This window comes from Agathobaculum sp. Marseille-P7918 (assembly GCF_900625105.1).
In the GTDB taxonomy this organism is placed as follows: domain Bacteria; phylum Bacillota; class Clostridia; order Oscillospirales; family Butyricicoccaceae; genus Agathobaculum.
The window spans coordinates 38,214-62,446 of sequence record NZ_UYYD01000010.1 but is presented as its reverse complement, the minus strand read 5'-3'; the positions used below and the strand labels follow the sequence as shown (position 1 = coordinate 62,446).

27 protein-coding genes and 1 pseudogene are annotated in these 24,233 nt (G+C 55.7%); 3 read left to right on the top strand and 25 right to left on the bottom strand.

What is annotated here, in order from left to right; all coding sequences use genetic code 11:
- Nucleotides 1–14: 14 nt before the first annotated feature.
- Both EJL02_RS11755 and EJL02_RS11750 read right to left on the bottom strand, forming a co-directional pair.
- Nucleotides 15–707, bottom strand: coding sequence for a response regulator transcription factor (locus EJL02_RS11755; RefSeq protein ID WP_125116582.1), 693 nt, complete (start codon nucleotides 705–707; stop codon nucleotides 15–17).
- On the bottom strand, nucleotides 691–870 hold the full coding sequence (locus EJL02_RS11750) for a helix-turn-helix domain-containing protein (protein WP_125116581.1): 180 nt from the start codon (nucleotides 868–870) through the stop codon (nucleotides 691–693). The genes EJL02_RS11755 and EJL02_RS11750 overlap by 17 nt, the downstream gene beginning before the upstream one ends.
- Nucleotides 871–1,014: 144 nt before the next feature.
- On the opposite strand from EJL02_RS11750, the gene EJL02_RS11745 reads away from it, so the two are divergent.
- Nucleotides 1,015–1,383 carry a helix-turn-helix transcriptional regulator gene (locus EJL02_RS11745; protein ID WP_005933665.1) on the top strand — a complete coding sequence of 123 codons (369 nt, stop codon included), beginning with the start codon at nucleotides 1,015–1,017 and terminating at the stop codon, nucleotides 1,381–1,383.
- Nucleotides 1,384–1,410: 27 nt separating this feature from the next.
- On the opposite strand, the gene EJL02_RS11740 is transcribed toward EJL02_RS11745, so the two are convergent.
- From EJL02_RS11740 to rplM, 12 genes and pseudogenes are all read right to left on the bottom strand, one after another.
- The gene (locus EJL02_RS11740) at nucleotides 1,411–1,710 is read right to left on the bottom strand and encodes a hypothetical protein (protein WP_118280934.1); all 300 of its coding nucleotides are present in this window, start codon (nucleotides 1,708–1,710) and stop codon (nucleotides 1,411–1,413) included.
- A 16-nt stretch (nucleotides 1,711–1,726) separates the two neighbouring features.
- On the bottom strand, nucleotides 1,727–2,080 hold the full coding sequence (locus EJL02_RS11735; RefSeq protein ID WP_125116580.1) for a TnpV protein: 354 nt from the start codon (nucleotides 2,078–2,080) through the stop codon (nucleotides 1,727–1,729).
- Nucleotides 2,081–2,106: 26 nt separating this feature from the next.
- Nucleotides 2,107–3,987, bottom strand: a complete 1,881-nt coding sequence (locus EJL02_RS11730; RefSeq protein WP_125116579.1) for a recombinase family protein — start codon at nucleotides 3,985–3,987, stop codon at nucleotides 2,107–2,109.
- Between the two features lie 90 nt (nucleotides 3,988–4,077).
- Nucleotides 4,078–5,097 (bottom strand): annotated as a pseudogene (locus EJL02_RS11725) (type IV secretory system conjugative DNA transfer family protein); the annotation flags it as partial.
- Nucleotides 5,094–5,594, bottom strand: a complete 501-nt coding sequence (locus tag EJL02_RS11720; protein ID WP_125116578.1) for a PcfB family protein — start codon at nucleotides 5,592–5,594, stop codon at nucleotides 5,094–5,096. The gene EJL02_RS11720 and the pseudogene EJL02_RS11725, both read right to left, overlap by 4 nt.
- A gap of 150 nt (nucleotides 5,595–5,744) precedes the next feature.
- Entirely contained in the window at nucleotides 5,745–6,107 is a 363-nt protein-coding gene (locus EJL02_RS11715; RefSeq protein ID WP_125116577.1) for a DUF7768 domain-containing protein, read from the bottom strand.
- Nucleotides 6,108–6,155: 48 nt separating this feature from the next.
- Nucleotides 6,156–7,034: a DUF6017 domain-containing protein gene (locus EJL02_RS11710; protein WP_125116576.1), complete on the bottom strand. Its 879-nt coding sequence runs from the start codon at nucleotides 7,032–7,034 to the stop codon at nucleotides 6,156–6,158.
- Between the two features lie 288 nt (nucleotides 7,035–7,322).
- On the bottom strand, nucleotides 7,323–7,598 hold the full coding sequence (locus EJL02_RS11700; RefSeq protein WP_125116575.1) for a DUF5720 family protein: 276 nt from the start codon (nucleotides 7,596–7,598) through the stop codon (nucleotides 7,323–7,325).
- A 12-nt stretch (nucleotides 7,599–7,610) separates the two neighbouring features.
- Nucleotides 7,611–8,546, bottom strand: a complete 936-nt coding sequence (locus EJL02_RS11695; RefSeq protein ID WP_125116574.1) for a ParB/RepB/Spo0J family partition protein — start codon at nucleotides 8,544–8,546, stop codon at nucleotides 7,611–7,613.
- On the bottom strand, nucleotides 8,503–9,324 hold the full coding sequence (locus EJL02_RS11690; protein WP_125116573.1) for a ParA family protein: 822 nt from the start codon (nucleotides 9,322–9,324) through the stop codon (nucleotides 8,503–8,505). The genes EJL02_RS11695 and EJL02_RS11690 overlap by 44 nt, the downstream gene beginning before the upstream one ends.
- A 477-nt stretch (nucleotides 9,325–9,801) precedes the next feature.
- Nucleotides 9,802–10,209, bottom strand: a complete 408-nt coding sequence (rpsI, locus tag EJL02_RS11680) for a 30S ribosomal protein S9 (RefSeq protein WP_125116572.1) — start codon at nucleotides 10,207–10,209, stop codon at nucleotides 9,802–9,804.
- A gap of 15 nt (nucleotides 10,210–10,224) precedes the next feature.
- A complete protein-coding gene (gene rplM, locus EJL02_RS11675) occupies nucleotides 10,225–10,653 on the bottom strand; it encodes a 50S ribosomal protein L13 (RefSeq protein ID WP_125116571.1) in 429 nt (142 codons plus the stop codon).
- Between the two features lie 278 nt (nucleotides 10,654–10,931).
- Here rplM and EJL02_RS11670 point away from each other — a divergent pair, with 278 nt between their 5' ends.
- Both EJL02_RS11670 and EJL02_RS11665 read left to right on the top strand, forming a co-directional pair.
- Nucleotides 10,932–11,675 carry a tRNA 2-thiocytidine biosynthesis TtcA family protein gene (locus EJL02_RS11670; protein WP_164510412.1) on the top strand — a complete coding sequence of 248 codons (744 nt, stop codon included), beginning with the start codon at nucleotides 10,932–10,934 and terminating at the stop codon, nucleotides 11,673–11,675.
- A 121-nt stretch (nucleotides 11,676–11,796) separates the two neighbouring features.
- Nucleotides 11,797–13,773 carry a fructose-1,6-bisphosphatase gene (locus EJL02_RS11665; protein WP_125116569.1) on the top strand — a complete coding sequence of 659 codons (1,977 nt, stop codon included), beginning with the start codon at nucleotides 11,797–11,799 and terminating at the stop codon, nucleotides 13,771–13,773.
- A gap of 238 nt (nucleotides 13,774–14,011) precedes the next feature.
- Here the strand turns inward: EJL02_RS11665 and EJL02_RS11660 are convergent, their stop codons facing one another.
- The 11 genes from EJL02_RS11660 to purC are packed head-to-tail and all read right to left on the bottom strand — an operon-like array spanning nucleotide 14,012 to nucleotide 24,191.
- Complete coding sequence (locus tag EJL02_RS11660; protein ID WP_125116568.1) at nucleotides 14,012–14,536, bottom strand: hypothetical protein; 525 nt, start codon at nucleotides 14,534–14,536, stop codon at nucleotides 14,012–14,014.
- Nucleotides 14,533–15,789 carry a phosphoribosylamine--glycine ligase gene (gene purD / locus EJL02_RS11655; protein ID WP_125116567.1) on the bottom strand — a complete coding sequence of 419 codons (1,257 nt, stop codon included), beginning with the start codon at nucleotides 15,787–15,789 and terminating at the stop codon, nucleotides 14,533–14,535. Before purD ends, EJL02_RS11660 begins: the two co-directional genes overlap by 4 nt.
- Nucleotides 15,786–16,325: a hypothetical protein gene (locus EJL02_RS11650; RefSeq protein WP_125116566.1), complete on the bottom strand. Its 540-nt coding sequence runs from the start codon at nucleotides 16,323–16,325 to the stop codon at nucleotides 15,786–15,788. Before EJL02_RS11650 ends, purD begins: the two co-directional genes overlap by 4 nt.
- Nucleotides 16,322–16,909 (bottom strand): hypothetical protein, encoded by a 588-nt coding sequence (locus tag EJL02_RS11645; protein ID WP_125116565.1) that lies wholly within the window; start codon nucleotides 16,907–16,909, stop codon nucleotides 16,322–16,324. Before EJL02_RS11645 ends, EJL02_RS11650 begins: the two co-directional genes overlap by 4 nt.
- Nucleotides 16,906–18,081: a phosphoribosylaminoimidazolecarboxamide formyltransferase gene (locus EJL02_RS11640; RefSeq protein WP_125116564.1), complete on the bottom strand. Its 1,176-nt coding sequence runs from the start codon at nucleotides 18,079–18,081 to the stop codon at nucleotides 16,906–16,908. Before EJL02_RS11640 ends, EJL02_RS11645 begins: the two co-directional genes overlap by 4 nt.
- Nucleotides 18,078–18,803: an IMP cyclohydrolase gene (locus EJL02_RS11635; protein WP_125116563.1), complete on the bottom strand. Its 726-nt coding sequence runs from the start codon at nucleotides 18,801–18,803 to the stop codon at nucleotides 18,078–18,080. Before EJL02_RS11635 ends, EJL02_RS11640 begins: the two co-directional genes overlap by 4 nt.
- A 17-nt stretch (nucleotides 18,804–18,820) precedes the next feature.
- Nucleotides 18,821–19,444: a phosphoribosylglycinamide formyltransferase gene (gene purN, locus EJL02_RS11630; RefSeq protein WP_125116562.1), complete on the bottom strand. Its 624-nt coding sequence runs from the start codon at nucleotides 19,442–19,444 to the stop codon at nucleotides 18,821–18,823.
- An 18-nt stretch (nucleotides 19,445–19,462) separates the two neighbouring features.
- Nucleotides 19,463–20,500 carry a phosphoribosylformylglycinamidine cyclo-ligase gene (purM, locus tag EJL02_RS11625; RefSeq protein ID WP_125116561.1) on the bottom strand — a complete coding sequence of 346 codons (1,038 nt, stop codon included), beginning with the start codon at nucleotides 20,498–20,500 and terminating at the stop codon, nucleotides 19,463–19,465.
- A gap of 36 nt (nucleotides 20,501–20,536) precedes the next feature.
- Nucleotides 20,537–21,958: an amidophosphoribosyltransferase gene (locus EJL02_RS11620; RefSeq protein ID WP_125116560.1), complete on the bottom strand. Its 1,422-nt coding sequence runs from the start codon at nucleotides 21,956–21,958 to the stop codon at nucleotides 20,537–20,539.
- Nucleotides 21,959–21,961: 3 nt separating this feature from the next.
- Nucleotides 21,962–23,455, bottom strand: a complete 1,494-nt coding sequence (gene purF / locus EJL02_RS11615; RefSeq protein ID WP_125116559.1) for an amidophosphoribosyltransferase — start codon at nucleotides 23,453–23,455, stop codon at nucleotides 21,962–21,964.
- A gap of 25 nt (nucleotides 23,456–23,480) precedes the next feature.
- On the bottom strand, nucleotides 23,481–24,191 hold the full coding sequence (purC, locus tag EJL02_RS11610; RefSeq protein ID WP_125116558.1) for a phosphoribosylaminoimidazolesuccinocarboxamide synthase: 711 nt from the start codon (nucleotides 24,189–24,191) through the stop codon (nucleotides 23,481–23,483).
- Nucleotides 24,192–24,233 lie beyond the last annotated feature (42 nt).

Genomic DNA, 24,233 nt, shown 5'->3' with positions numbered 1-24,233 from the left:
GATTTCTCTAAGGGTTAGCCCTGCATTTTGAAACCGAGGCCCCAAACCGTCTGAATATACTTTTCCTCTGGATTGACTTTGGCAAACTTCTTGCGGAGATTTCCAATGTGGACATTGATTGCATTATCGTCCCCGATAAAATTTTCATTCCACACGCTTTCAAAAATATTGTTCTTTGTGAATACCTTTGAGGGCGAGGACATCAGAAGTTGCAAAATCAGGTATTCATACCGTGTCAAAGTAATGGGGGTATTCCTGATTTTAGCCTCCATAGCTTCTGTATCAAGGGACAAGTCCTTAAATCGAAGTATTTTGCTATTGTTGGGGGTGGTAGACTTCTGAAAGCGCCGGAGCACTGCTTCAATCCGCACCAGCAGCTCTTGATTGTCGAATGGCTTTGTGATGTAATCATCTGCACCGTTTCGTATGAGGTTCACTTTGCTGTCTATATCCGTTTTAGCGGACACACCGATAATCGGAATATCCATCATGCTCTTTATCTTGTCCAATACTATCTCGCCCGGTATGCCGGGAAGCATCAGATCAAGTAAAATCAAGTCAAAGCTGCTTTTTTCAATCAATAGAAGTGCCTCACTTCCAGAATAGGCAGAAGTTACGCAATATCCATGTTGGGTTAAAAGCCGCTTAGTCATATCGTTTAGCAGTACGTCATCTTCAATAATTAAAATACTAAAGCTGTTTTCCATCTCTTGTTCTCCTGTCACGCGGTTTTTCTGTCTCTTTTGGTATCAGCCAGACACCGGCCATCTTCACAGCACCGGGGATACGCCCACCGGCACAATAATAATTTACCCTACGAGGTGTCACGCCCCACTTTTCGGCGGCCTCTTTCAATGTCATATAGTCCATTTCGCACCTCCACAGGATATATTATAGTTCTCTTTCTCGAACAATGCAAGAAACGAAATATGAATTATAAACTTCAATCAAACTGCATATGGCAACATTACACGGGCAAAGTATGAATTATACAATGTAACTGGGTGATGTTATATGGCGAAAGTTGAAGATTGTCCCGGTTTTGAAACCTTCGGCGCAGATGTCAAAGCCGCACGAGAGGCAAAGCGTCTGGCACGAAAAACATTGGCAGAAATGGTTGGGATTGAATGGCGGTATCTTGCCAACATTGAGAATCAAGGTGCGATTCCGAGCCTGCCTGTGATGATCCAGTTGATTAAGGTCTGCGGACTTCCCGTAGAGCGATATTTTAACCCGGAGATCATGCGGGAAGAAAGCGAACAGCGGCAACGGGTCAGCCACAAGCTGAAGCTTTGCCCTGAAGAATACCTGCCGATTATCGAAGGTGCCATAGACGGGGCGCTCAAAATGGAACAGACTGCGAAGCAGAAGGAGGACGCATAATCGCGGCCTCCTTCTGGCGTTTCTATATCAAGTTTCCCGGCACTTTTCCCAAAGTTCCCGGCACCTCTGCTGGATTTCTGCGGTTTCTGTCACAGTCAGGTCGCGGTCATTTCCGGTAATCTTATCTTCCAGAAAGTTAGCGTATGTACCCAACAAAGCGTTCCGTAAATCCTCCGGGGTTTTCTGTATTTCGGCGCTGTACCAGTCATTCCGGTGGGGTTCCCATGCCATCAATGTATAACCATGACTGGTCTGAACCACCTCATACAGAGGATCATCATCCAGATATGCCTGAAACACTTTCAAAACCTTTTCAAAGGTCAGCATTTCCCGCACCTCCCATTCAGCTGCAAATCAGTTCCCTGATTAAAATTTCCTCAATCTGTGCCGTTAATGTGTTCATCAGCCCCACCCAACGCATAGGATCACAGGCTTTCAGTTCCTCAGTGACACCCGTAGCCTCCATCATGTGAGGTAACATGGTGTCCATACGCTCCTGCGCTGTCCGGTCAATCTCTAACAGGTGCGGATACAGCTTCTCGCTCATCAGCAGTTGGTTGTAGAGAATGGGGCGATGTTCCTTCAAGTAGGATTTTCGCATCCTGCCGTACTTGCCGATAGAAGTTTCCGGCTGTTCAGAAAGTTTTAGGTTGGGTATATCATAATCTCCACAACGAATGTAAGTCAACTTACTCATATTCATTCTCCTTTGCTCCGTGATGATTAGACTGCTGCGCTGGCTGCTATGCTGCCTTTGCGCGGTTCTTCTTTTGGCAGCTGCCCGACAGTAGAAAAAACACCTTTTTTCATATCCTCAGCCCGGATCAGGGCTTTCTTAGCGTCCATTTCCGCTTTTTTCTTTGCCTTAATTTTGTCCTCATACCGTTTTTGTGCGCCGCTGGCTTTCCGCTTCAAATAATTCTGATGAAGCCTGTCCTTGCGTTCTTCTTTTTTCCGCAGTTCTTCCTGTTCCTCCGGGGTTAAAGGAACCGGCTGTAAGGATGGTGGGATATAGCGTCCTAAAAAATTGAAGTAGATTTCAATTTCCTGCGTGGTGTCCTGGCTGCCTTTTCGGGCGCGTTCATGGACAAGGATTTTCTCTACAAACTCGTTGAGCATGGTATTTGTCAGCGTGTCAAAATTCTCGTACTTATCAATCAGGGCTATAAATTTCTCCGCTGATTTCTGGCTCTGTTCATAGCCGGTAACAGCCTTTTCCAGCTCCACAATTTCAATCTCAAGTGTGTCCTGCTCTTTGGCATACTGTGCATCAAGCGCCCTATATCGTGCATCCGGCAGTTTGCCGAGGGCGTTGTCCTCATAGATTTTGCAAATCAGTTTTTCCAGTTCTCCGGCTCTCTTTTGAGCAGCGGCCAGACGCCTGCGCTTTTTCGCTATATCGGCACTCTGTTGGGCAACCTGCGTTTCCTGAACAGTGTGAATAAATTCCGTCCGGTCATTTCTGGAATATTCAGCGATAGCCCGGAGTGTGTCGGAAACCAATGTCAGAACAGCACTCTCATTGATACGGTGTTGTGTAAGGCATAGTGTCCCACACGGAACTTTGGTATAATTGGAACAGGTATATTGAGAAATCCGCTTGCCATTGTTGGTGCGGTGGACATACATCTTGCCGCCACAATCGGCACAATAGAGTAAGCCTGTGAGGGGAGCCGCTTCGCCCCAGCCGTTTGGATAACGCCGTACATTGCTACGGATTTTCTGCACCAAATCAAAGGTCTGCTGGTCGATAATGGCTTCATGGGTATTCTCAAAGATCGTCCACTCGTCCTCAGAAACATAGTGGCTTTTCTTGTCCTTAAAGTGCTTGCGGGTCTTGAAATTGATGGTGTGTCCCAAATACTCTCGTTTTTTCAAAATGTTCACGATGGTAGATGATCCCCATCCATACGGGTCTTTGACCGGCTTTGAACGGTTCACACCCTCATTGAAGCGGGCAAGGTGTACGACAGGAATTTCAATCCGGTCTGTGGATAGTTTACAAGCAATCTGATAAGGCCCATATCCCTCCAGCGTGAGAGAGAAGATACGGCGTACCACTTCGGCGGCTTCTTCATCTACCAGCCAATGCTCCCGTTTTTCGTCCCACAAATAGCCGTAAATCACGGTGCCGGTCAGGTGCTTGCCACTCATGCCTTTTGACTTGAACACAGAACGGATTTTCCGGCTGGTATCACGGGCATAAAATTCATTCATGATGTTGCGGAACGGGGTAAAATCGTCATCGCCTTTCAGACTGTCCACACCGTCGTTAATGGCGATCAGACGAACACCACGCTGCCGCAAAACCTCCATGACCTGACCAACCTTCAGATAGTCGCGCCCCAACCGGCTCATGTCCTTGATGACGATTGCCTCTACGCGCCCTGCCTCCACTTCCTCCATCATCGCCAAAAATCCGGGGCGGTCAAAACGAGTGCCTGAGATACCATCATCAGTAAAGTGCGTAGGGTTGGGCAGCCCGTTCCGGCGAGCAAAATCCTCTAACATCTGTTTTTGGTTGGATATGGAATTGCTCTCGCCCTGTAACTCATCGTCCCGGCTCAGGCGCTCGTACAGTGGGGTGATTTTTTCGTTTCTCATAGCTGTACCTCCTGAAACAAAAATGCTCTAAGTGATTGCTTCACTAATCATGACAAAATCATGATTAAGAAGTCACTTAGAGCATATATCACCCGCCGCCAGCTTGTATTTTTTATACTGCCGGACGGCAAAGTGGTTTGGCTTTTCCGCTTCCAATGCGTCAAACATCAGGTCCACGGGGTTTTTGAACTCCTCGTCATCCTCCCGGACCTCCATGGCGTTGATGAACTCGATGAGGGTGGAGAAGTTTTGTTCCTCCACCGGTGCCTCATAGTGGATATACCCGATGAGGGCGCAGTACAAAAGTGTCTCGGCTTTGACCCAGAAATCGTCCCCGGCCTTGCCCTCGCCCTTAGTGTTGGCGATGAGCGTCGTGACCAACTTCAAGATGTCCTTTTCGGAGTGGATGTAGGCAAAGGGATTGTAGTGCATGGATTTCTTGAAGTTGATGGTATTGAGGACCTTAATCCGGTACGGCTCATAGATGACCTTGCCGTGCTTATCCTTCATGGGCTTTCCGTCCTTGCCCAGCTTGGGCGTACCGCGCTGAAGCATTTTGCCGCACTCCACCAGGATGGTGCCTTTGGGGTCTGTGACCACATAGGACGAGTGCATCTGCATCAGGTTCGGTTTCAGCCAGAACCGGGTTTTACCGGAACCGGAGCCGCCGATCACCAGCACATTTTTGTTTCTGGCGGTCTTGGGGTCCTTGGGGCGACTGTTCATGGTCAGGCTCTCGGTTTTGGTCAGAATCACATTGTTCTGGAATACCGGGTCGATATAAGGTGCAATATCCTCATGGGTTCCCCAGCGGGCGGAGCCGTACTCCATGCCATGCCGGTACTTCTTGGCGTTCTTGCTCTTGAGATAGACCGCCAGCCGCAGGCCACCGCCGCAGCACAGGCCCACCAGCAGGTCCAGCGGGTGCAGGCTGGGCCACCAGCTGGCAAGCGCCTCCGGCAGTGTGGAGAAGAACGAGAGCATTTTTGCCGAAGCGTCCGCGCCCACGGCCATCCGCCATCCTTCACCGAAGTTGGTGGCAAACAAGCCCATCAGAATATACGGCAGGTTCAAAACAAGGAGCTTTTTGATGTCAAGCTGCTTTTTCATCGTTCCAGCTCCTTTCGCTTGTTCCGATCCACGACGGCGTGCTTCACCAACTCTTTGAACTGGCTCAGCTTTGCCAGCACGGACGGGCGCTCGGATTTCTCTGCCTTTCTTACCTTTTTGCCGGTATATTCGGTAAAGGCAGCTGTCAGGGCATCCGCATCCCGGCCTTTGAAAAAAATCAGGTACTTGGGTGGGGAACTGCTGCGGTCCTTTTTCACCGCATAGTCCACACCATATTTCCGGGCGATTTTCTCAAATTCCTTGATGGAGGGGTCGGTAATCTCGATGTTGGAAACACCCTGGTTCTGACCGATCAGCTGTTTCACCGTCTGCTTGCCCTGGGGCTTCACAGGCGCATCACGGCTTCTCTGCTTTTGCAGCATCTTTTCCTTGCGGTGGGCAAGATATTTGCAAATGGCGGCCTTAAACAGACGCCCGGTGAACTTTGTGCCGCTGACTACCAGCGTCAAAGTCCTGTTTTCCACTTCCTCCTGCATAGGTCATCGCCTCCTTTCTGCGGTTTTTGCAGGGGTGGTATCTGAAACTAAGGCGGAACCACCAACCGCCTCAACAGGTATTTCATTGTCTATGCCTCCTTTCAGCAAAGCTGGTTAGGATGGTTATACAGCTGGCCCACGGCCTTTCACTCAGCCATGGCGCGCACCTCCTTTCCCGCGTCCCTGGCCCTTCACGGTCAGGATACCGTCCAGGGTGGTGGCGGTGATTCGCAGGCGCTCAGCGGTGGCAATGTCATTCTTCACGGTCTCGTCGATGCCGTGGCCGCAGACCACCAGCACATGAGAGCGACGCAGATAGTCTCGCGCCATATCCAGCCCGTCCTTGTGTTCCTGGGGGATTTCGTCCTTGAGAAAGGTGGACAGGAACAGAACCGGGCAGATGGGCGAATAACCGGCATCGTACACCTGGCGGCAGTAGGTAGCAGCGTTCTCGGCGTTCTCATACTGGTTGTTGCTCCAGGGAGCCGTAATGTAGGCAAGAGGTCGTTTCATGGCAAAATCCTTTCTCCCGGTATTTCCGGGCAACAGAAAAGCGGCTGTTTACCAGCCGCCTGCGTTCATATCGTGATTGACTTGTACGGTGTAGTGATTACTGATGGTGGTGGGCGCATTGAACAGCACTGCAAGCAAATACTGTTTCATATTGCGGACCTCTGTGGTGTTTTTCTGCATACCGTCCATGACAAATCGGATATGCTCGCTATCCAGCTTCAAGAACCGGGAGCGCACGACTTCATGGGGAAAGTCGCTGCCAGCGATCCGAGTGGTCTTACGCTTGGCGCAAACGGTCTCCACCATCAGCTCCACAATCTCGTCCAGGTCCTCCCGATAGGTCGAAAACTCTCTGCACAGATAATCATACTCGATGTTCTCCAGAATCAATTCCCGATAATTTTCTATCTCTGAGACAGACATCGCATCCCTTCCTTTCCGTTCCGGCAGCTGTGCTGCCGCTGTTTCCCGGAAGGGAATGGAATCGGTACTTGCTCCATGAGTATTTTGTTTTTGGGTATTTGGTTTCTCTATATTTAATTCTGCGGGCTTTTCCGTATCCGGTTTATCCAGATACGGGTTTTCCGTATCTGGTGAAGCCGTATCCGGCTGGGGCGTATCCGGGTTCTTCGGCTGTGGCTGCTCGTAGATGACATACTCCGTGTCGCTGATCCGGCCTTGTCGGTCCCGCAGCTGGTTCCGCACGATGTAACCGGCGGTTTCCAACTCCCGCAGCGCATTACCGATGGCGTCAACGCCCTCCTTGCAGATTTTCGCAAGGCCACGGGTGGTATAGTTCCAGTCATCCGGCAGGGATAGCATCATGGAAAGCAGTCCCTTGGCCTTGAGGGACAGTTCATGGTTTCGCAGGTGATGATTGCTCATCACAGTATAATCTCTGGTCCGTTCAATGCGAAAAACGGCCATTGACTTCACTCCTTTCTAATTTCAGGGCATGAAAAAAGCCACAATCTTTCGTGAAAAAGACTGTGGCTTTCAGCTGTTTTTGTTGTTCTGCCAGGGCCGGTAGGGACGCTTGTACTTCGGCGGATGACTGAACATCGGTTCATGCTCCGAAAACGGGAGGGTCTGCAAAACCCGGTCAATGTCGGTGGATTCCATATCATACTGGGACTGACAACTTTCCCGGATGGCATCTTTGATGCTCTGGACAGTACACATATTCATTCCTTTCCTTTCGTAGTGATGATGAGTTTACGGGTGGCGGCGGCGCTTGTCCGGTTTGAAGTCGAGAACATGGCCCTCGATCACACGGGCATACCGCTTGATTTTGATTTCCCGGCGCTTCTGGCTGTGAAGGGCGGCCTGATACCCGTCCTCCGTGAGAAACAGCCGCATTTCATCGCCGGGGTTGCCGTAGGAACAAGGGCGCTGAACGGAAAACTCGATCATCCAGCGGGTGTTATCTTGAAAACGCTCTACGGCCAAAATATTGTGTCCTTTCAGCTCACGGGCTGAAATATCCCTCATAGGCGGCTCCTTTCATCGTTCCTGGTCTCTCTGGCGCTTCTTCTGCCACGCCTCCAGCAGTTTGATAATGGTTTCCTGCATCCGCTGGGGCGTGTAGCTCTTGGGAAAATACTTTCGCAGGGTGTCAGAAGTGAAAGTTACCCGGTCCAGATCGCTTTTCTTTTCCTCGCCCATGATGACGCGCATCATATCGAGGGTCAGATGTCCCTCCTGGCTGTATTTCTTGAGCCGCTGGGCCTGGGAGAGAGAGGGGGTAGCCTGTTCACTTTCCATCGCGTCCAGCAAATCCCGCTGTTCCTCTTTTTTGAGGAAAGACAGCTCATAAGCCGGGTTGAGGGCGATTTTCTTTTCATCCACCATATCCAGCAGTTCGGGAATCAGCTCCGTCAGGCGGATATAGCGGAAAATCTGATTTTTACTCTGGCCAACCTGTTCAGCTAAAAGCTCGCTGGACTTCTTTCCGAAATCGTTCCCAAGTTGGGAACTATTTTCTTTGGTGGGTCTCCCGGCCTGTCGCTTCATGGCCTCCAGCTTCATCTTGTAGGCAAAAGCCCTCTCGCTGGGGAGCAGGCTTTCCCGCTGCAAGTTGCTGTCCACCATGATGATGGTGGCGGCATCATCGTCCAGGTCTCGGACAATGACCGGCATGGTTTCTTTCTCAGCCAGCTCACTGGCTCGGTGCCGCCTGTGACCGGCTATCAGCTCATAGCCGCCCTCCGGGTCCGGGCGGGCAATCGCCGGAACCAGAACACCGTACTGCCGCACACTGTCGGCGGTCTCCATCATGGCCTCGTCATCCTTGACTTTGAATGGGTGGTTCTTGAAAGGATGCAGCTCAGAAAGGGAGATTTCCTGAATCTTCTCCAGCTTGGCATCCTGACGGCCTTCCTCGGTGGAGAATAAATCATCTACCGAGGCCAGCTCTACTTTTTTCGCGCTGCTTTTCAAGTTTTATCACCTCCTGGGTCAGATTTTTGTACCCCTCGGCCACCTTGCCATTGGGGTCGTGGGCAAAAATGCTCTTGCCCTCGGCGCTGATTTCCTTTGCCCGGACGGAATGGGGAATCTCGGTGCCGAACACCTTGATTTTGCTGCCGTAGGTCTCCCGCAGCAGGGCGGCGATCTCCTTGGCAAAGTTGGTGCGGTTGTCCACCATCGTCAGCAGTATGCCGTCGATCTGGAGCTTGGGATTGATTTGCCGCTTCACCTTATTGACCGTCTGGAGCAGCTGTTCCAGGCCCTTGGCGGGTAGATACTCCGCCTGGACGGGGATTATGATCCTGTTGGCGGCTGCCAGTGCGTTGACCGTGAGCATACCCAGGGAAGGCTGGCAGTCAATCAGGATATGGGAATACTGTCCCTTGAGTGTGTCCAGGTATTGCCGCAAGATGGTTTCACGGCTCATGGCGTTCACCAGGGAGACCTCCATGCCGGAGAGCTGAATGTCAGCAGGCATCAGGTCAACGCCTTCCGGGTGGTGCAGGATACCCTCACCGGGCTTGATTGGCTCATCCATCAGAATACGGCCCATAGCGTCGGACAGGGTAAAGGGCAGTTTGTCCGGCTGGGGATTTCCAAGGCTGATGGTCAGGCTGCCTTGCGGGTCCCCGTCAATCAGCAGCACTTTCTTCCCGGCCTGCGCCAGCCCGATCCCCAAGTTCGCGCAGGTGGTTGTCTTGCCAACGCCGCCTTTCTGGTTGGCGATGGCGATGATTTGCGTGTTCAATGACTTCACCTCATTTCTGAATTGTTCTATGGCTTCTGGAAATAGAAAAAGCCGCCACTTCAAAAATTGAAAGTGACGGCCTTTTCTTATCCCGGAATGAAATTCCCCGGAAACGCAAAAAGCGCCCAGTAGAAAAATACTGAGCGCTTGGCGATTAGATTTATTCTGTTGTATTCAAATTAGGTCAAATTATCTCAAACTAATCAGATGAAAATGGTCGATGAAGGAGAAGAAAAAGTCACCTCTCCAAAGGGCAAAAAACGGCCTTCGGTTATCCTATTTAGTAACCACTTGGCCCTCTTTTTAGCCTGTTTTTTGCCGGTTATCCACTTGGTAACCACTAAAAATTGTGTTAAGATGGGTCTCGTTACATCAAACTTTATCAAACTACATCAGCCATTCAGGGCATAGGAAAAGCCCGGAAAACCTTGATTTTCCGGGCTTTTTGAAGCATTTTGATACAGTTTGAACAGCTGATTATCTCTTGCTGAACTGAGGAGCACGACGTGCTGCCTTGAGGCCGTACTTCTTGCGTTCCTTCATGCGCGGATCGCGGGTCAGGTAGCCGGCCGCCTTGAGGGCTGCGCGGTACTGATCGGAATCCGCCTGCAGCAGTGCACGGGCGATGCCGTGACGGATCGCACCAGCCTGGCCGGTAAAGCCGCCGCCGGTTACGGTGCACTCTACGTCGAACTTGCCGGCAGTGCCGGTCACTTCGAACGGCTGACGGCAAACCATCTTCAGGGTCTCCAGACCGAAGTAGTTGTCGATGGTACGGTTGTTGATCTTGATCTCACCGGTGCCGCCCGGGAACAGACGAACGCGGGCAACGGAGGACTTTCTTCTGCCGGTGCCATAGAAATAAGCCTTCTTAGGTGTATACATCAGTTAGTTCCTCCCTTACTTATCCCAAACTTCGGGCTTCTGCGCCTGATGGTTGTGGTTCTCGCCAGCGTAAACCTTGAGACGGGTCGCGGACTGACGGCCGATCGAGTTCTTCGGCAGCATGCCCTTGACAGCCAGCTGCATTGCAAACTCCGGCTTCTCGTGCATCAGGGTCTTGTACTGTACTTCCTTCAGACCGCCGACCCAGCCGGTGTGATGACGGTAGTACTTCTGGGTGAGCTTCTTGCCGGTCAGGATCGCCTTGTCCGCGTTGATGACGATGACAAAATCGCCGCAGTCAACGTGGGGGGTGAACTCGGCCTTGTGCTTGCCGCGCAGCAGCATGGCGGCGGTAGCGGCGGTGCGGCCAAGCGGCTTGCCCGCGGCGTCCAGCACATACCACTTACGCTCGACAGTCTCTGCCTTAGCCATAAAAGTAGACATGTTTTCTTCCTCCGTTTATTCTATCAAAAATTATTTTGACAACATTTTTAACCGCTCTAAGCGAGCATATCTATTAAAACACATCTGTTTTCGCAAGTCAAGCGGATTTTTTGAAATTTATCTCAAATCCATTAAGATCTCTCTTATTCTCGCTTGTTCTCTTGTATTCTCTTGTTTTCTCACTTTGCAATTCAAATTTTTGATTTGCGTCACAAGCGGTTTTCTGCTATAAATAATGGTATTCGACTTAAGTTTCACGAGAAAACGGAGACCAAATCATGCAGAAAATGCTCTCTTACGTCCGCCGCGCGGTGGACCATTACCATATGATTGAAGACGGCGACCGCATCGCGGTCGGTGTGTCGGGCGGCAAGGATTCGCTTGCGCTGCTCGTTGCGCTGGCCAAGCTGCGCGCCTTCTATCCCAAGAAATTCGAAGTGATTGCCATCACGCTCGAAATGGGCTACGACGAGATGGACTTCTCCCCCGTGCAGACGCTGTGCGACGAGCTGGGCGTCGAGTATATCCGCATCCCGACCCAGATCGGACCGATCATCTTCGACATCCGCAAGGAGGAAAACCCCTGTGCGCTGTGCGCCAAGATGCGCCGCGGCGCGCTGCACGAGGCCGCGCTCGCCGCAGGCTGCAAGAAGGTCGCGCTCGGCCACCACTTTGACGACGTGGTGGAAACCTATATGCTGTCCCTGTTCTACGAGGGACGCATCTCGTGCTTCCAGCCGGTGACCTTTCTCGACCGTACGGGCATCACACTCATCCGCCCGCTGCTGTATACCCCCGAGTACTATGTCCGCTCGTTCGCGCAGCGGCACGCTCTGCCGATCGTCCATAATCCCTGCCCCGCCGATGGCAACACCAAGCGGCAGGAGATCAAGGACCTGCTGAAAAACCTTGAACAGACCATGCCCGGCCTGCGCGAGCGCATCTTCGGCGCGATCCAACGCTACCCGCTTCCGGGCTGGGCACCCGACCGCACCCGCACGCCCAAAAAGCGTCCCAAATAATCCGCCTACCGCTGTCTCATCCCAATGGGACAGCGGTTTTCTTTGTTTTTACACAAATCCCTTTGTGTTTCCCTTGGTTTTATGGCATACTAAAGAAAAGGTATCAGAGAGGAGCTTCCCCATGGACAACATCACCGACCGACAAAAATATTTGCGTCTGCTCGCACTGCAATACCCGAATGTGCGCGCGGCAAGCAGCGAAATCATCCATTTGCAGGCCATCCTCAGCCTGCCCAAAGGTACCGAACACTTTATGAGCGACCTGCACGGCGAAGCGGACGCTTTCGTACATATCCTGAACAACGCCTCGGGCGCCGTGCGCGAGAAAGTGGACATCGTGCTGCGCGACAGCTTGCCCGCCGATGAGCGCGCCCGCCTCGCCACCCTCATCTATTACCCGGAAGAAAAGCTGGAAGAGCTGGTCGCGGCCTCGCCCGACCGCGCCGAGTGGTACCGTATCACGCTCAGCCGCCTGCTTGAAATCTGCCGTCTGTGCGCGTCCAAGTACACGCGCGCCAAGGTGCGCCGCGCCCTGCCGCGCTGGAACGGTGACATCATCAACGAGCTGCTCAACAAGAATAACGATATCTACAACAAGCGCGAATACTTTGACACCGTCATCTCCTCGATCATCGAAACCGACCGCGCTGAAGAGTTCATCATTTCCATGTGCAATCTGATCAAACGCTTGGTCGTCGATCACCTGCATATCGTCGGCGACATTTTTGACCGCGGCCCGCGCGCGGATATCATCATGGACATGCTGATGGACCATCACTCGGTCGATATCCAGTGGGGCAACCACGATGTGTTATGGATGGGCGCTGCCACCGGCAGCCGCACCTGCATTGCGACCGTGCTGAGCAACTCGATCACCTACAACAATCTGGACGTGATCGAAACCGGCTACGGCATCAGCCTGCGCCCGCTGGCGTTGTTTGCAGACGAGACCTACCGAAACAGCGATGTTTCCTGCTTTATGCCCAAAATGCTCGAGCCCGCCGAGCAGACCGGTGTGGACACGGCGCGTGCCGCGCGTATGCACAAAGCCATCGCCATCATCCAGTTCAAGCTCGAGGGGCAAACCATCCAGCGCAACCCCTCCTTCCACATGGATGACCGCCTGCTGCTCGACAAGATCGACTTTGCAAAGGGGACGGTTACGCTGCCGACCGGCGAATATACGCTGCGCGACTGCGACTTCCCGACCATCGACCCGGCGGACCCCTATCGTCTGACACCCGAGGAACACACCTTGATGGCGCAGCTGAAAAATTCTTTTCTGCGCAGCGAAAAGCTGCAGCGACATATCGGCTTCCTGTACTCCAAGGGCGGACTGTACAAGTGCTTCAACGGCAATCTGCTGTTCCACGGCTGCATCCCGATGGACGACAAGGGCGAATTTCTGCAGTTCTCCTTCGGCGGACAACAGCTGTCCGGCAAGGCGCTCATGGACTGGTGCGAAACCGTGGCCCGCGAGGGATACTACGCGCGCGAGGGCACGGAAGAGCGCCAGTTCGGCAAGGATTTCCTGTGGTTCCTCTGGTGCGGGCGCAACTCGCCCTCGTTCGGACGCGACCACATTGCCACCTTTGAGCGCCGCCTGATCGAGGACAAATCCACTTGGGCCGAGCCGAAAAACCCCTATTACTCCTTCTACAACGAGGATGAGGTGTGCGTGCGCATCCTGCGCGAGTTCGGTCTGGAGGGCGAGCACTGCCACATTGTCAACGGCCATGTGCCGGTCAAGACCAAGGACGGCGAAAGCCCGATCAAGGCGGGCGGCCGCCTGATCGTGATCGACGGCGGCTTCTGCCGCGCCTATCAGCCGACGACCGGCATCGCAGGCTATACGCTGGTATTCGACTCGTGGGGCATCCACATCACCGCGCACGAGCCCTTCCCCGGCAAGGAAACCGCCATCCGCGACAACAAGGACATCCTGTCCACCTCGATGGCGTTCGACCGCTCGGAAAACCGCATCCGCATCTGCGAGACCGATGTCGGACACGCGCTGCAGCAGACGATCGACGACCTCAAGGAGCTGCTGGCCGCTTTCCGCCGCGGCGAAATCAAAGAGGACAACCGCGAGAATTAATCGGTGTTTTCTCTCTGCACCCAGAAGCTGCCGGACATGTTCCGGCAGCTTTTTCTTTTCCTTCAAAAGAGAACATGCGGTCATTTATTTGAGATGCAGACAGGATTTTACTGTTTTTCTCCGTTTCAGCAAAATAGATTCCCCTATTAGTACCGCATCTGTTTTTATATACTTTTTCCCTTTTGCCTGCAAAAAAGCACCGGAACCCATTGGATTCCGGTGCTTTGTCGTTTTCCGTTCAGCCCATCTTGGGGAACAGTTCCTGATCGATCACAGCGTCCAGCGTCATGCCCGCATAGGCGATCTGCGCCAGACCGTCGATAAAGCGGCTGACCGCCGCCAGCAGCACAGAGATATTATCCGCCACAAAGGGAATGATCTTCTCCAGCTCGAGCGAGCCGTCCAACAGCGTGTTGTGCTTGAGGTAGATCTGACCCGCCTGCTCATAAAAGCCGAACGCACCGAGCGCGCAGAAGTCATTGCAGTACGCACAGGCGCGGCGCAGCTGATTGGTGTGCGTATCCGGCGCACCCTGGAACAGCGTCACGAAAAATTGCAGCAGGCCCATATCCTCGCCCGGTAGCTGCATCGGGATGAAGCACGCTTCAATCACCACATCCTTGGCGACCTTACCCTGCCGCATCGCCTCGCAGCGCAGCAGCGTGGGCGCGCCTTCCTTGCGCATCACCTCAGCGCGAAAACCGTTCTGGTTCAGCACATCGGCCATACAGCCGAGAATCTGCTCCTGTTGTTCGTTTTTCATCCCTTTTTCACTCCAATATCCGTGCGGTAATGTGCTTTGTCAAAATGAATCTTCTTGACGTCCGCGTATGCTTTGACGATCGCCTCGTCGAGCGTAGGCGCGGTCGCCGTCACGCCGAGAACACGGCCGCCGCTGGTGACGAACGCGCCGTCCTTGACCGCCGTGCCCGCATGGAACACGAACGAGTCGGTCACGTCGTCCAGCCCGGTGATGACCTTGCCCTTCTCATAAGCCTTGGGATAGCCGCCCGACGCCATGCAGACGCAGCAAGCCGCGTTATCCGACCACTGGATGTCGATCTCGTCCAGCTTTTCGTCGATAACCGCGTTAAAGATGTCAAACAGGTCGGTCTCCAGACGGGACAGCACCGCCTGCGTCTCCGGATCGCCGAAACGCGCGTTGTATTCGATCACCTTAGGCCCCTTGGGCGTCAGCATCAGGCCGAAGTACAGCACGCCCTTGAACGGACGGCCCTCCTTGGCCATCGCCGCGACCGTGGGCTTGAAAATCGTCTCCATGCAGGTCTGCGCGATGTCGTCCGTATAGAACCGCGAGGGCGAGAACGCACCCATGCCGCCCGTATTCGGCCCTTCATCGTGGTCGTAGGCACGCTTGTGATCCTGCGCCGACGGCATGGTCTTGAGGTGCTTGCCGTCCACAAACGCAAGGACGGATACCTCCGGCCCGGTCAGGTATTCTTCGATGACGACGCGTGCGCCCGCGCCGCCGAACGCGTGGCCGTCGATCGCGTCCTTGACCGCAGCAATCGCTTCGTCCTCGGTCATGGCGACCGTCACGCCCTTGCCGAGCGCCAAACCGTCCGCCTTGACCACGATCGGCGCGCCCTGCTCCTTGATATAGGCGATGGCCGCTGCCGAATCCTCAAATACCGCATAGCCCGCCGTCGGGATGCCGTATTTCTTCATCAGTTCTTTGGCAAAGGACTTGGAGCCTTCGATCACCGCTGCGTTTTTGCGCGGGCCAAAGGCGCGGATGCCCGCCTCTTCCAGCGCATCCACCATGCCGAGCGCAAGCGGATCGTCCGGCGCGACCATCACGAGGTCTGGCTTATGCTCCTTGGCAAACGCCACCACGCCATCGATATCGGTCGCCTTGATGTCCACGCACTCCGCTTCCTGTGCGATGCCGCCGTTGCCCGGCGCGCACCAGATATAGTCCACCTTGGGGCTTTTCTTTAAGGTATGCACGATGGCGTGCTCTCGCCCGCCGCCGCCGATCACCATTACTTTCATGGTTTTTCTCCCTCCGTACGGATGTATTCTTTCTGCGCGCGGAACGTATCCGCCAGCAGCGCAATGTACCCAAGCACCGTCAGCGTGTTGACCGCGGTGACAATCAGTGCCAGCGCGTAGTCGTTCAGCCAGCCGGGCGCCATGAGCAGCGTCAGGATCAATCCCGCGCTCCACACGACGAAAATCGCCCACTCGGGAAGCGTACTGCGGCCTGCGTCCTGCATCTGCGCCATAAACGCCATCAGTAGCATGCAGCCGGTCAGCAGCAGCGGCACAAGCGACGCATATTCCAGCACCGTGCGGAATAGCCCCGCCGGAATAACCGCCGGCCCGCAGACCACTTGAAAGACGATACACACATCGGCCGCGATGCTCGCACGCCAAAACCAGCGCGATACCTGCTGTAAAGACAGCGCGCCTGCGGCAATCAGCGCGTAAGCCACGACTTGCAGCATCCAGTTTTGCTGCAATATCAGCCGAAGCAGCCAGCCGCCCGCGATGGCAAGATAGGCATAATAGCCGCGAATCAGCTTCATGGCTCCACCTGCGCTTTCAGCAGCGTCCGCGCGCGCCACAAATAGCGCACCATCCAGATATAGGACACGATCGCCGCCAGCAGCGCGATCATTTCCAGCGTCACCTGCACGGTAAACAGCGTCGTATACGCGCCCTGCGCGGCCGACAGCTCCGCCTGCCCGACAAACAGTGGCAGAAATCCCATCATGGAAGCGCCGCGCTGGAGAAGCGTCACGAGCGACCACGTCCGGCCCAGCCGAAGCGTCTGCTCAGACGCATCCTGCGCGCGGAATTTTCGATCAAAGCTGCGCTGCATGGGCAGATACATCAGCAAAAACAGCAGGTTGACCAGCATATTGCCGATCCAGTCCGGGCTCGTGCCGTTCGGCAGCAGCAGCGTCAGCACGCAGCCGACCAGTGCCGCGCCCATCGCCACAAAGCAGCGCAGCCGCCATGCCGCCCATGCGTTCATCAGATAGCACACTGCCATGAGCGCCGCCCCGGCCAACGCGCCCACCATGCCGATGCAGGCCGCGGCTGCGACCTGCACGACCAGCGCTGCCAGCGTCCAGTTTGCCGCGGATGCGGCGTTTTCTCGACTCAATGGTGGAACAGGCGCATGCCGGTGAACGCCATGACGATGCCGTACTTGTTGGCCGTTTCAATGACGTTATCGTCACGGATCGAGCCGCCCGGCTGCACGATATACTGTACACCCGACTTGCGCGCGCGCTCAACGTTGTCGCCGAACGGGAAGAACGCGTCCGAACCGACGGTCACGCCGGTGTTTTTCGCAATCCACGCCTTCTTTTCCTCGGCGGTGAGCACCTCGGGCTTGACCTTGAAGGTGTTCTGCCAAACGCCGTCTGCCAGCACATCCTCGTATTCGTCCGAGATATACACATCGATCGCGTTGTCGCGGTCGGGGCGGCGGATGCCGTCGACAAACTGCAGGCCGAGCACCTTGGGATGCTGCCGCAGGAACCAGTTATCCGCCTTGTTGCCCGCGAGTCTGGTGCAGTGGATGCGGCTCTGCTGGCCGGCGCCCACGCCGATGGTCATGCCATCCTTGACATAGCAGACCGAGTTGGACTGGGTATACTTGAGCGTAATCAGCGACAGGATCATGTCGTGCTTGGCGCTCTCGGGCAGTTCCTTGTTTTCGGTGACGATGTTGTTCAGCAGGCTCTCGTCGATCTCGTAGTTGTTATAGCCCTGCTCAAAGCGAATGCCGAAAATGTCGCGCTGCTCGATCGGCTTCGGAACGTAATCCGGGTCGATCTTGACGACGTTGTAGCCACCCTTGCGCTTGGTTTTGAGGATCTCGAGCGCCTCGTCCGTGTAACCCGGCGCGATGATGCCGTCCGACACCTCGTGCTTGAGGTAGTTGGCGGTATCCGCGTCGCACACGTCGGAGAGCGCCGCCCAGTCGCCGTAAGAGCACAGACGGTCTGCGCCGCGCGCGCGGATATAGGCGCACGCGATGGGCGACAGCTCATGATCGGCCTCGACAAAGTACATCTGCTTCTCCACCTCGGTCAGCGGCTTACCGAGCGCCGCGCCCGCGGGAGAAACGTGCTTGAAAGACGCCGCCGCCGGCATACCGGTCGCCTTTTTCAGCGCCTTGACCAGCTGCCACGAGTTGAATGCGTCACAGAAGTTGATATAGCCCGGCTTGCCGTTCAAAACCTCGATCGGCAGCTCGCCCTCGGTCATAAAGATGCGCGCGGGCTTCTGATTGGGGTTGCAGCCGTATTTGAGTGCCAGTTCCTTCATGCGTCCTTGCCCTCCTCATGCTTGTTGCGGATTTCCTGCCAATATGCGCCGGTTTCCAGGTCGATATAGCGCACAAACAGGGCGACCTTGTTCTGCTCGTTCATGCTCGTCCACAGCATTTCGGTGAACTGCTTGATCGGCTTTTCAATGCGGATGCACTTGGGCTCACCGCGGAACGGCGGCAGCGGATCGCCATCGCACTGATAGGTGTGGATGAAGTGACCGAGGCCCGGCACCGGCTTGTCATATTCATAGAAAAAGCGCTTGTTGGAGGTGCGGTCGGACGTGAAATTCTTGAGGATGGAAAGGCTGTACGAGCCGTCCTCATTGATGACGCCCGAAATGCGGGACGTGTAGTTGGGCGCGTCCGGCTCGAACTGGCGCGTGCGCAGCGCATCGATATAGCTCTTGCCCTCGCGCAGATAGTCGCAGATCGTGTCGGTCTGGTCGCCGTTGGTGACAACCAGCTTGCCGCCGCACTGGCGCACCGGATGATAAATGATGAGCGACGGATCGGTCATCTTGGACGGGTCGTAAGCCTGGGTACGGATTCCGTCCTCGGTTTCCACGAAAATGCGGTTGCGACTGTTCTCCGAACGGCCCATGATGAAGTACGCGACCACATTCTGCTTATTGTCCAGCGTGCGGCCGAAGATAATGCCGCGGCCGGGATAAGCGTTGCTCATCAGTTCATTACTGATATCGAACACATTCTTGCTCATAACGCTTTGCTTCCTCCTTATTTCCTAGTGACCCACGCGCCGTGGACGCTCAGGCGTCCCGCACAGAAGTCGCTGACCGCCTGCGGCAGCAGAATCCATTCTGCATTCTGCATCACGCGCTTCTGCAAGATCTCCGGCGTGTCGCCCTCCTCCACTTCGACCGCTTTCTGGGCGATGATTGCACCGCCGTCCACCACTTCGGATACGAAATGGACGGTTGCGCCGGTCACTTTCACCCCTTTGGCCAAAGCGGCTTCATGTACGCGCAGGCCGTAATACCCCGCCCCGCAGAAGGACGGGATGAGCGACGGATGCACGTTGATGATGCGGTTTTCGTACCGGCGGCAGAAGCTGTCCGGCAGCACGGTCATAAACCCGGCCAGCACGATCAGCCCGATGCCGTATTCCTCCAAAAGCGCGGTCAGCGCCGCATCATAATCCTCCGCGCTGTCAAAGTCGCGGCGGCGCAGCACGGCGGACGGAATGGACGCCTTCGCCGCACGCTCGAGCGCAAACGCCTCCGGATTGGAGGAAACCACCAGCCGGATGGCGCCGTTTTCGATCTTGCCCGCGGCCTGCGCGTCGATCAGCGCCTGCAAATTCGTGCCGCCGCCCGAAACCAAAACTGCGATGTTCGTCATAACTGATTCTCCACTCTATTACTCGAGCACGACGCCCTTTTCGCCCGCGACGCACTCACCGATGACATATGCCTTCTCGCCCGCAGCCGAAATCGCGGCCACCGCACGGGAAGCGTCCTCCGCTGCGACTGCAAGCACGAGGCCCGCGCCCATGTTGAAGGTGTTGTACATATCGCGCTCCGGGATCTTGCCGGTCTTGGCGATCAGGTCGAACACCGGCGGCACCGGCATTGCGCTCTTCTCGATCTTCGCGCAGATGCCTTCCGGCAGCATGCGCGGCACATTCTCATAGAAGCCGCCGCCCGTGATATGGCTGATGCCCTTGACTTCGACCTTGCCCATCAGGCCCTGAATGGCCTTGACATAGATCTTGGTCGGAGTCAGCAGCTCTTCGCCGAGCGTCTTGCCGAACTCATCGATGTAGCGGCGCACGGACTTTTCGTTGATGCCCAGCGTCTTGCGCACCAGCGAATAGCCGTTGGAGTGCACGCCGGAGGACGCCACGCCGATCAGCGCATCGCCCGGACGGATATTCGTGCCGTCGATCATCTTCTCCTTATCGACCATGCCGACCGAGAAACCCGCCATGTCGTATTCATCCACCGGATAGAAACCGGGCATCTCGGCGGTCTCGCCGCCGATCAGCGCGCAGCCCGCCTGACGGCAGCCTTCCGCGATGCCGGAAACCATCTGTGCGATCTTGGCCGGGTGGTTTTTGCCGACCGCGATGTAATCGAGGAAGAACAGCGGCTGCGCACCGCAGCAGGCGATATCATTGACGCACATAGCGACGCAGTCGATGCCGACCGTGTCATGCTTGTCCATCAGGAAGGCCAGCTTGAGCTTGGTGCCCACGCCGTCCGTACCGGAAACCAGAATGGGATCAGCCATGCCCTTAAAGTCCGGACGGAACAGGCCGCCGAAACCGCCAAGCGTACCCATGACGCCCTTGGTAAAGGTCGATTCGACCATCGGCTTCATCAGCTTGACTGCCTCGTAACCGGCGGTAACGTCTACACCGGCTGCCTTGTAGCTTTCAGAACGGCTCTCACTCATAGTAATACTCCTTCGTCGTTTATTGGGCGGAACGGCTTATTCCTTGCCGTTCCAGCAATAGGTGCAAACCTTGTCGCGGTCCAGCCCGATGGCCTCCAGCAGGCCGTCGAGCGACTGATAGCCCAGCGAGCTGAAACCGAACTTCTCGCAGATGGTTTTCAGCATGCACTGGCCGCGCTCGGTGTTGGCGTCCGCGTATTCCTCCAGATGCTTCTGGCCCTCGTCGCCCTCGAGCTCCTGCACGATGCGGCGAGCGAGCAGCTCCATTTCGGAATTGCTCGAAGAAAAGTTCAGGTATTTGCAGCCGTACATGATCGGCGGGCAAGCCGAGCGCATATGCACTTCCTTTGCGCCCGACTCATACAGGAATTCCACGGTCTCGCGTAGCTGCGTGCCGCGCACGATCGAGTCGTCCACAAACAGCAGCTTTTTGCCCTCGATCAGCTCGGGCACCGGAATCTGCTTCATCTTGGCGACCTGATTGCGGACCTTCTGATTGGCCGGCATGAACGAACGCGGCCAGGTCGGCGTATACTTGACGAACGGACGGGCAAAGGGCTTACCGCATTCGTTGGCATAGCCGATCGCGTGCGGCACGCCGGAATCCGGCACGCCTGCGATGTAGTCCACATCCTCGGCCAGACCGCGCTTTTTATCGTCCTGCGCCATGATCGCGCCGTTGCGGTAACGCATGACCTCGACGTTGACGCCTTCATAGTTGGAATTGGGGTAGCCGTAATACGTCCACAGAAAGGAGCAGATCTTCATCTCCTTGCCCGCAGGCGAGAGCGTTTCAAAACCGTCCTCAGTGACCTTGACGATCTCGCGCGGCCCAAGCTCATACGCGTCCTCATAGCCCAGCTTGTGGTAAGCAAAGGACTCAAACGAGACGCAGCAGCCGTCCTCATTCTGGCCGATCAGCACCGGCAGACGGCCCAGACGGTCGCGCGCGGCGATGATGCCGTCCTTGGTCAGCACCAGCACGGTCAGCGAACCGTCGATCAGCTCCTGCGCGTGCAGGATGCCGGACACCAGATCGTCCTTCTGGTTGATGAGCGCCGCGGCCAGCTCGGTGGAGTTGACCTTGCCCGAGCTCATCGCCATGAACTGATGGCCGTGGTCGGAAAAGTAACGGGAAACCAGTTCCTCGGCGTTGTTGATGATGCCGACCGTGGTCAGCGCATACAGACCGAGGTGGGAACGCACGAGCAGCGGCTGCGGATCGGTGTCGCTGATGCAGCCGATGCCGCTGCAGCCGGAAAAGTCCGGCAGGTCTTTTTCAAACTTGGTGCGGAACGGGGTGTTTTCAATGCTGTGGATCTGGCGCTGGAAGCCGCGATCCTTGTCATACAGAATCATACCGCCGCGGCGCGTACCCAGATGCGAGTGATAGTCCACGCCGAAGAAAATATCCAGCACACAGTCCTGCTTGGAGACTACGCCGAAAAATCCTCCCATTTGTTACTCCTTGTCTTGATTTCCGCCGGCATGCTTGTCCGCGCCGAGCGGTATTTCGTTTTCAAACATGTTCTTTTCGGCCTGTTCGGGCACCGGGATCGGGTATTCGCCCGAGAAGCAGGCGTCACAGAAGCCCAGATGGCAGCCCACGGCGATCTTGCGCGCCGCTTCCAGCGACAGGAAGCCGAGGCTGTCCACGCCGATGATCTCGCGCATTTCCTCAACCGTGCGGCCGTGCGCCAGCAGCTGGCTGCGCTCCGGGATATCCGTGCCGAAGAAGCAGGGATGACGGAACGGCGGCGCGGAGATGCGCATATGCACCTCGGCAGCGCCTGCGTCGCGCAAAAGCTTTACCAGCCGCGCGCAGGTCGTGCCGCGCACGATCGAGTCATCGACCATGATGACGCGCTTGCCCTCGACCGCGGTGCGCAGAGCATTGAGCTTGAGGCGCACCGAACGCTCGCGCTTGTCCTGTCCCGGCTGGATGAAGGTGCGGGCGATATAGCGGTTTTTGATCAGGCCCACGCCATACGGAATGCCAGAAAACTTAGCATAGCCGATCGCGGCGGGAATGCCGGAATCCGGCACGCCGATGACCACATCCGCGCCGACCGGATGCTCGATGGACAGGTACTTGCCGGCCTCCTGACGGGCCAGTTCGACGCTGGCCCCGTCGATGATCGAGTCCGGACGGGCAAAATAGATATACTCAAACACGCAGGCGGAACTCTTGCACTGCACGCCGCAGTGCATCGAGCGCAGCTTGCCGTTTTCCACCACGCAGACCTCGCCCGGCTCAACGTCGCGGACAAAGGTCGCGCCCAGCGCGTCGAGCGCGCAAGTCTCGGAAGCGAAAACATAGCAGTCGTCCAGCAGGCCGATGCACAGCGGGCGGAAGCCATGCGGATCACGCGCAGCGATCAGCTTGCGCGGGCTCATCACGACCAGCGAATACGCGCCCTGAATGATGCTCATGGTGTTTTTGACCGCCTCTTCGATGCTGCCGCACTTGAGGCGTTCGTTGACGATGGTATACACCAGCACTTCGGTGTCGTTCGAAGAACGGAAGATGCCGCCGTTCAGTTCGATGCGGCGGCGCAACTCGCCCGCGTTGACCAGATTGCCGTTGTGTGCCACGGCAAGGTTGCCCTTGACGTGCGTAATGGCGATCGGCTGTGCGTTTTCGCGCGACTGCTTGCCGGTGGTCGAATAGCGGACGTGACCGACCGCCATCGAGCCGGGCATGCTGTCCAGAATCTGCTGGTTGAACACCTGGCTGACCAGACCGACGTCCTTGTGGCAGTGGATGACACCGCGGTTATTGACCGCGATGCCGGCTGCCTCCTGTCCGCGGTGCTGCAAGGCAAACAGTGCAACATACGCTTCGTGTGCGGCTGCGATCTCCTTGCCTTCCGGTGCGGCGATGCCGAACACACCGCACTCTTCGTGCACCTTGTCAAACGGGGTTTTGCTTTGCTTTAGAATACGATATTTCATGGATTTGCCTTTTTTCAATATGGGATTACTTGCTCATTACGCGCTTCATGATTTCCTGGTAGGCCTCTTCTACGCCGCCCAGATCGCGACGGAAACGGTCCTTATCCAGCTTCTCGCCCGTGGTCTTGTCCCACAGACGGCAGGTGTCCGGGCTGATCTCGTCAGCCAGCACGATGGTGCCGTCCGCGGTCTTGCCGAACTCGAGCTTGAAGTCCACGAGCGTGACGTTGAGCGTATCGAAATACTGCTTCATCACTTCGTTGACCTTGAATGCCATGGCCTTGATGCGCTCGATCTCCTCGCGGGTCGCGAGCTTGAGCGCGATGGCATGGTAAGCGTTCATGAGCGGGTCGCCCAGATCGTCGTTTTTGTAGGAGAATTCGATGGTCGGCTCGTCAAACACGATGCCTTCGTTTACGCCGTAACGCTTGGCAAACGAACCGGCCGAGATGTTGCGGATGATGACTTCGAGCGGTACGATGGACACCTTCTTGACCAGGGTCTCGCGGTCGGAAAGCTGCTCGACAAAATGCGTCGGCACGCCCTGCTGCTCGAGCAGCTGGAACATATGGTTGCTCATCACGTTGTTGATGACGCCCTTGCCTGCGATCGTGCCCTTCTTTTCACCGTTGAACGCGGTCGCGTCGTCCTTGTAGTCCACGATTACATAATTTGCATCGTCGGTCGCAAAAACCTTCTTAGCCTTGCCTTCGTAGAGCTGTTCTTTCTTTTCCATGTCCATTTTCCTCCATTTTTATATGTGTAATTTAAAACAAAC

Excerpts from the sequence above, each read along its gene's own strand:
- EJL02_RS11620 (WP_125116560.1), bottom strand. The coding sequence starts at position 21,958 with ATGGGAGGATTTTTCGGCGTAGTCTCCAAGCAGGACTGTGTGCTGGAT.
- EJL02_RS11735 (WP_125116580.1), bottom strand. The coding sequence starts at position 2,080 with ATGAGTAAGTTGACTTACATTCGTTGTGGAGATTATGATATACCCAAC.
- EJL02_RS11730 (WP_125116579.1), bottom strand. The coding sequence starts at position 3,987 with ATGAGAAACGAAAAAATCACCCCACTGTACGAGCGCCTGAGCCGGGAC.
- purN (WP_125116562.1), bottom strand. The coding sequence starts at position 19,444 with ATGACGAACATCGCAGTTTTGGTTTCGGGCGGCGGCACGAATTTGCAG.
- EJL02_RS11670 (WP_164510412.1), top strand. The coding sequence starts at position 10,932 with ATGCAGAAAATGCTCTCTTACGTCCGCCGCGCGGTGGACCATTACCAT.
- EJL02_RS11755 (WP_125116582.1), bottom strand. The coding sequence starts at position 707 with ATGGAAAACAGCTTTAGTATTTTAATTATTGAAGATGACGTACTGCTA.
- rpsI (WP_125116572.1), bottom strand. The coding sequence starts at position 10,209 with ATGTATACACCTAAGAAGGCTTATTTCTATGGCACCGGCAGAAGAAAG.
- EJL02_RS11640 (WP_125116564.1), bottom strand. The coding sequence starts at position 18,081 with ATGAAGGAACTGGCACTCAAATACGGCTGCAACCCCAATCAGAAGCCC.
- purC (WP_125116558.1), bottom strand. The coding sequence starts at position 24,191 with ATGGAAAAGAAAGAACAGCTCTACGAAGGCAAGGCTAAGAAGGTTTTT.
- EJL02_RS11745 (WP_005933665.1), top strand. The coding sequence starts at position 1,015 with ATGGCGAAAGTTGAAGATTGTCCCGGTTTTGAAACCTTCGGCGCAGAT.
- purM (WP_125116561.1), bottom strand. The coding sequence starts at position 20,500 with ATGAGTGAGAGCCGTTCTGAAAGCTACAAGGCAGCCGGTGTAGACGTT.
- EJL02_RS11700 (WP_125116575.1), bottom strand. The coding sequence starts at position 7,598 with ATGAGGGATATTTCAGCCCGTGAGCTGAAAGGACACAATATTTTGGCC.
- EJL02_RS11635 (WP_125116563.1), bottom strand. The coding sequence starts at position 18,803 with ATGAGCAAGAATGTGTTCGATATCAGTAATGAACTGATGAGCAACGCT.
- EJL02_RS11660 (WP_125116568.1), bottom strand. The coding sequence starts at position 14,536 with ATGAAAAACGAACAACAGGAGCAGATTCTCGGCTGTATGGCCGATGTG.
- EJL02_RS11710 (WP_125116576.1), bottom strand. The coding sequence starts at position 7,034 with ATGGCCGTTTTTCGCATTGAACGGACCAGAGATTATACTGTGATGAGC.
- EJL02_RS11720 (WP_125116578.1), bottom strand. The coding sequence starts at position 5,594 with ATGCAGGAGGAAGTGGAAAACAGGACTTTGACGCTGGTAGTCAGCGGC.
- purF (WP_125116559.1), bottom strand. The coding sequence starts at position 23,455 with ATGAAATATCGTATTCTAAAGCAAAGCAAAACCCCGTTTGACAAGGTG.
- EJL02_RS11750 (WP_125116581.1), bottom strand. The coding sequence starts at position 870 with ATGGACTATATGACATTGAAAGAGGCCGCCGAAAAGTGGGGCGTGACA.
- EJL02_RS11650 (WP_125116566.1), bottom strand. The coding sequence starts at position 16,325 with ATGAAGCTGATTCGCGGCTATTATGCCTATCTTGCCATCGCGGGCGGC.
- purD (WP_125116567.1), bottom strand. The coding sequence starts at position 15,789 with ATGAAAGTAATGGTGATCGGCGGCGGCGGGCGAGAGCACGCCATCGTG.
- EJL02_RS11715 (WP_125116577.1), bottom strand. The coding sequence starts at position 6,107 with ATGAAACGACCTCTTGCCTACATTACGGCTCCCTGGAGCAACAACCAG.
- EJL02_RS11665 (WP_125116569.1), top strand. The coding sequence starts at position 11,797 with ATGGACAACATCACCGACCGACAAAAATATTTGCGTCTGCTCGCACTG.
- EJL02_RS11740 (WP_118280934.1), bottom strand. The coding sequence starts at position 1,710 with ATGCTGACCTTTGAAAAGGTTTTGAAAGTGTTTCAGGCATATCTGGAT.
- rplM (WP_125116571.1), bottom strand. The coding sequence starts at position 10,653 with ATGTCTACTTTTATGGCTAAGGCAGAGACTGTCGAGCGTAAGTGGTAT.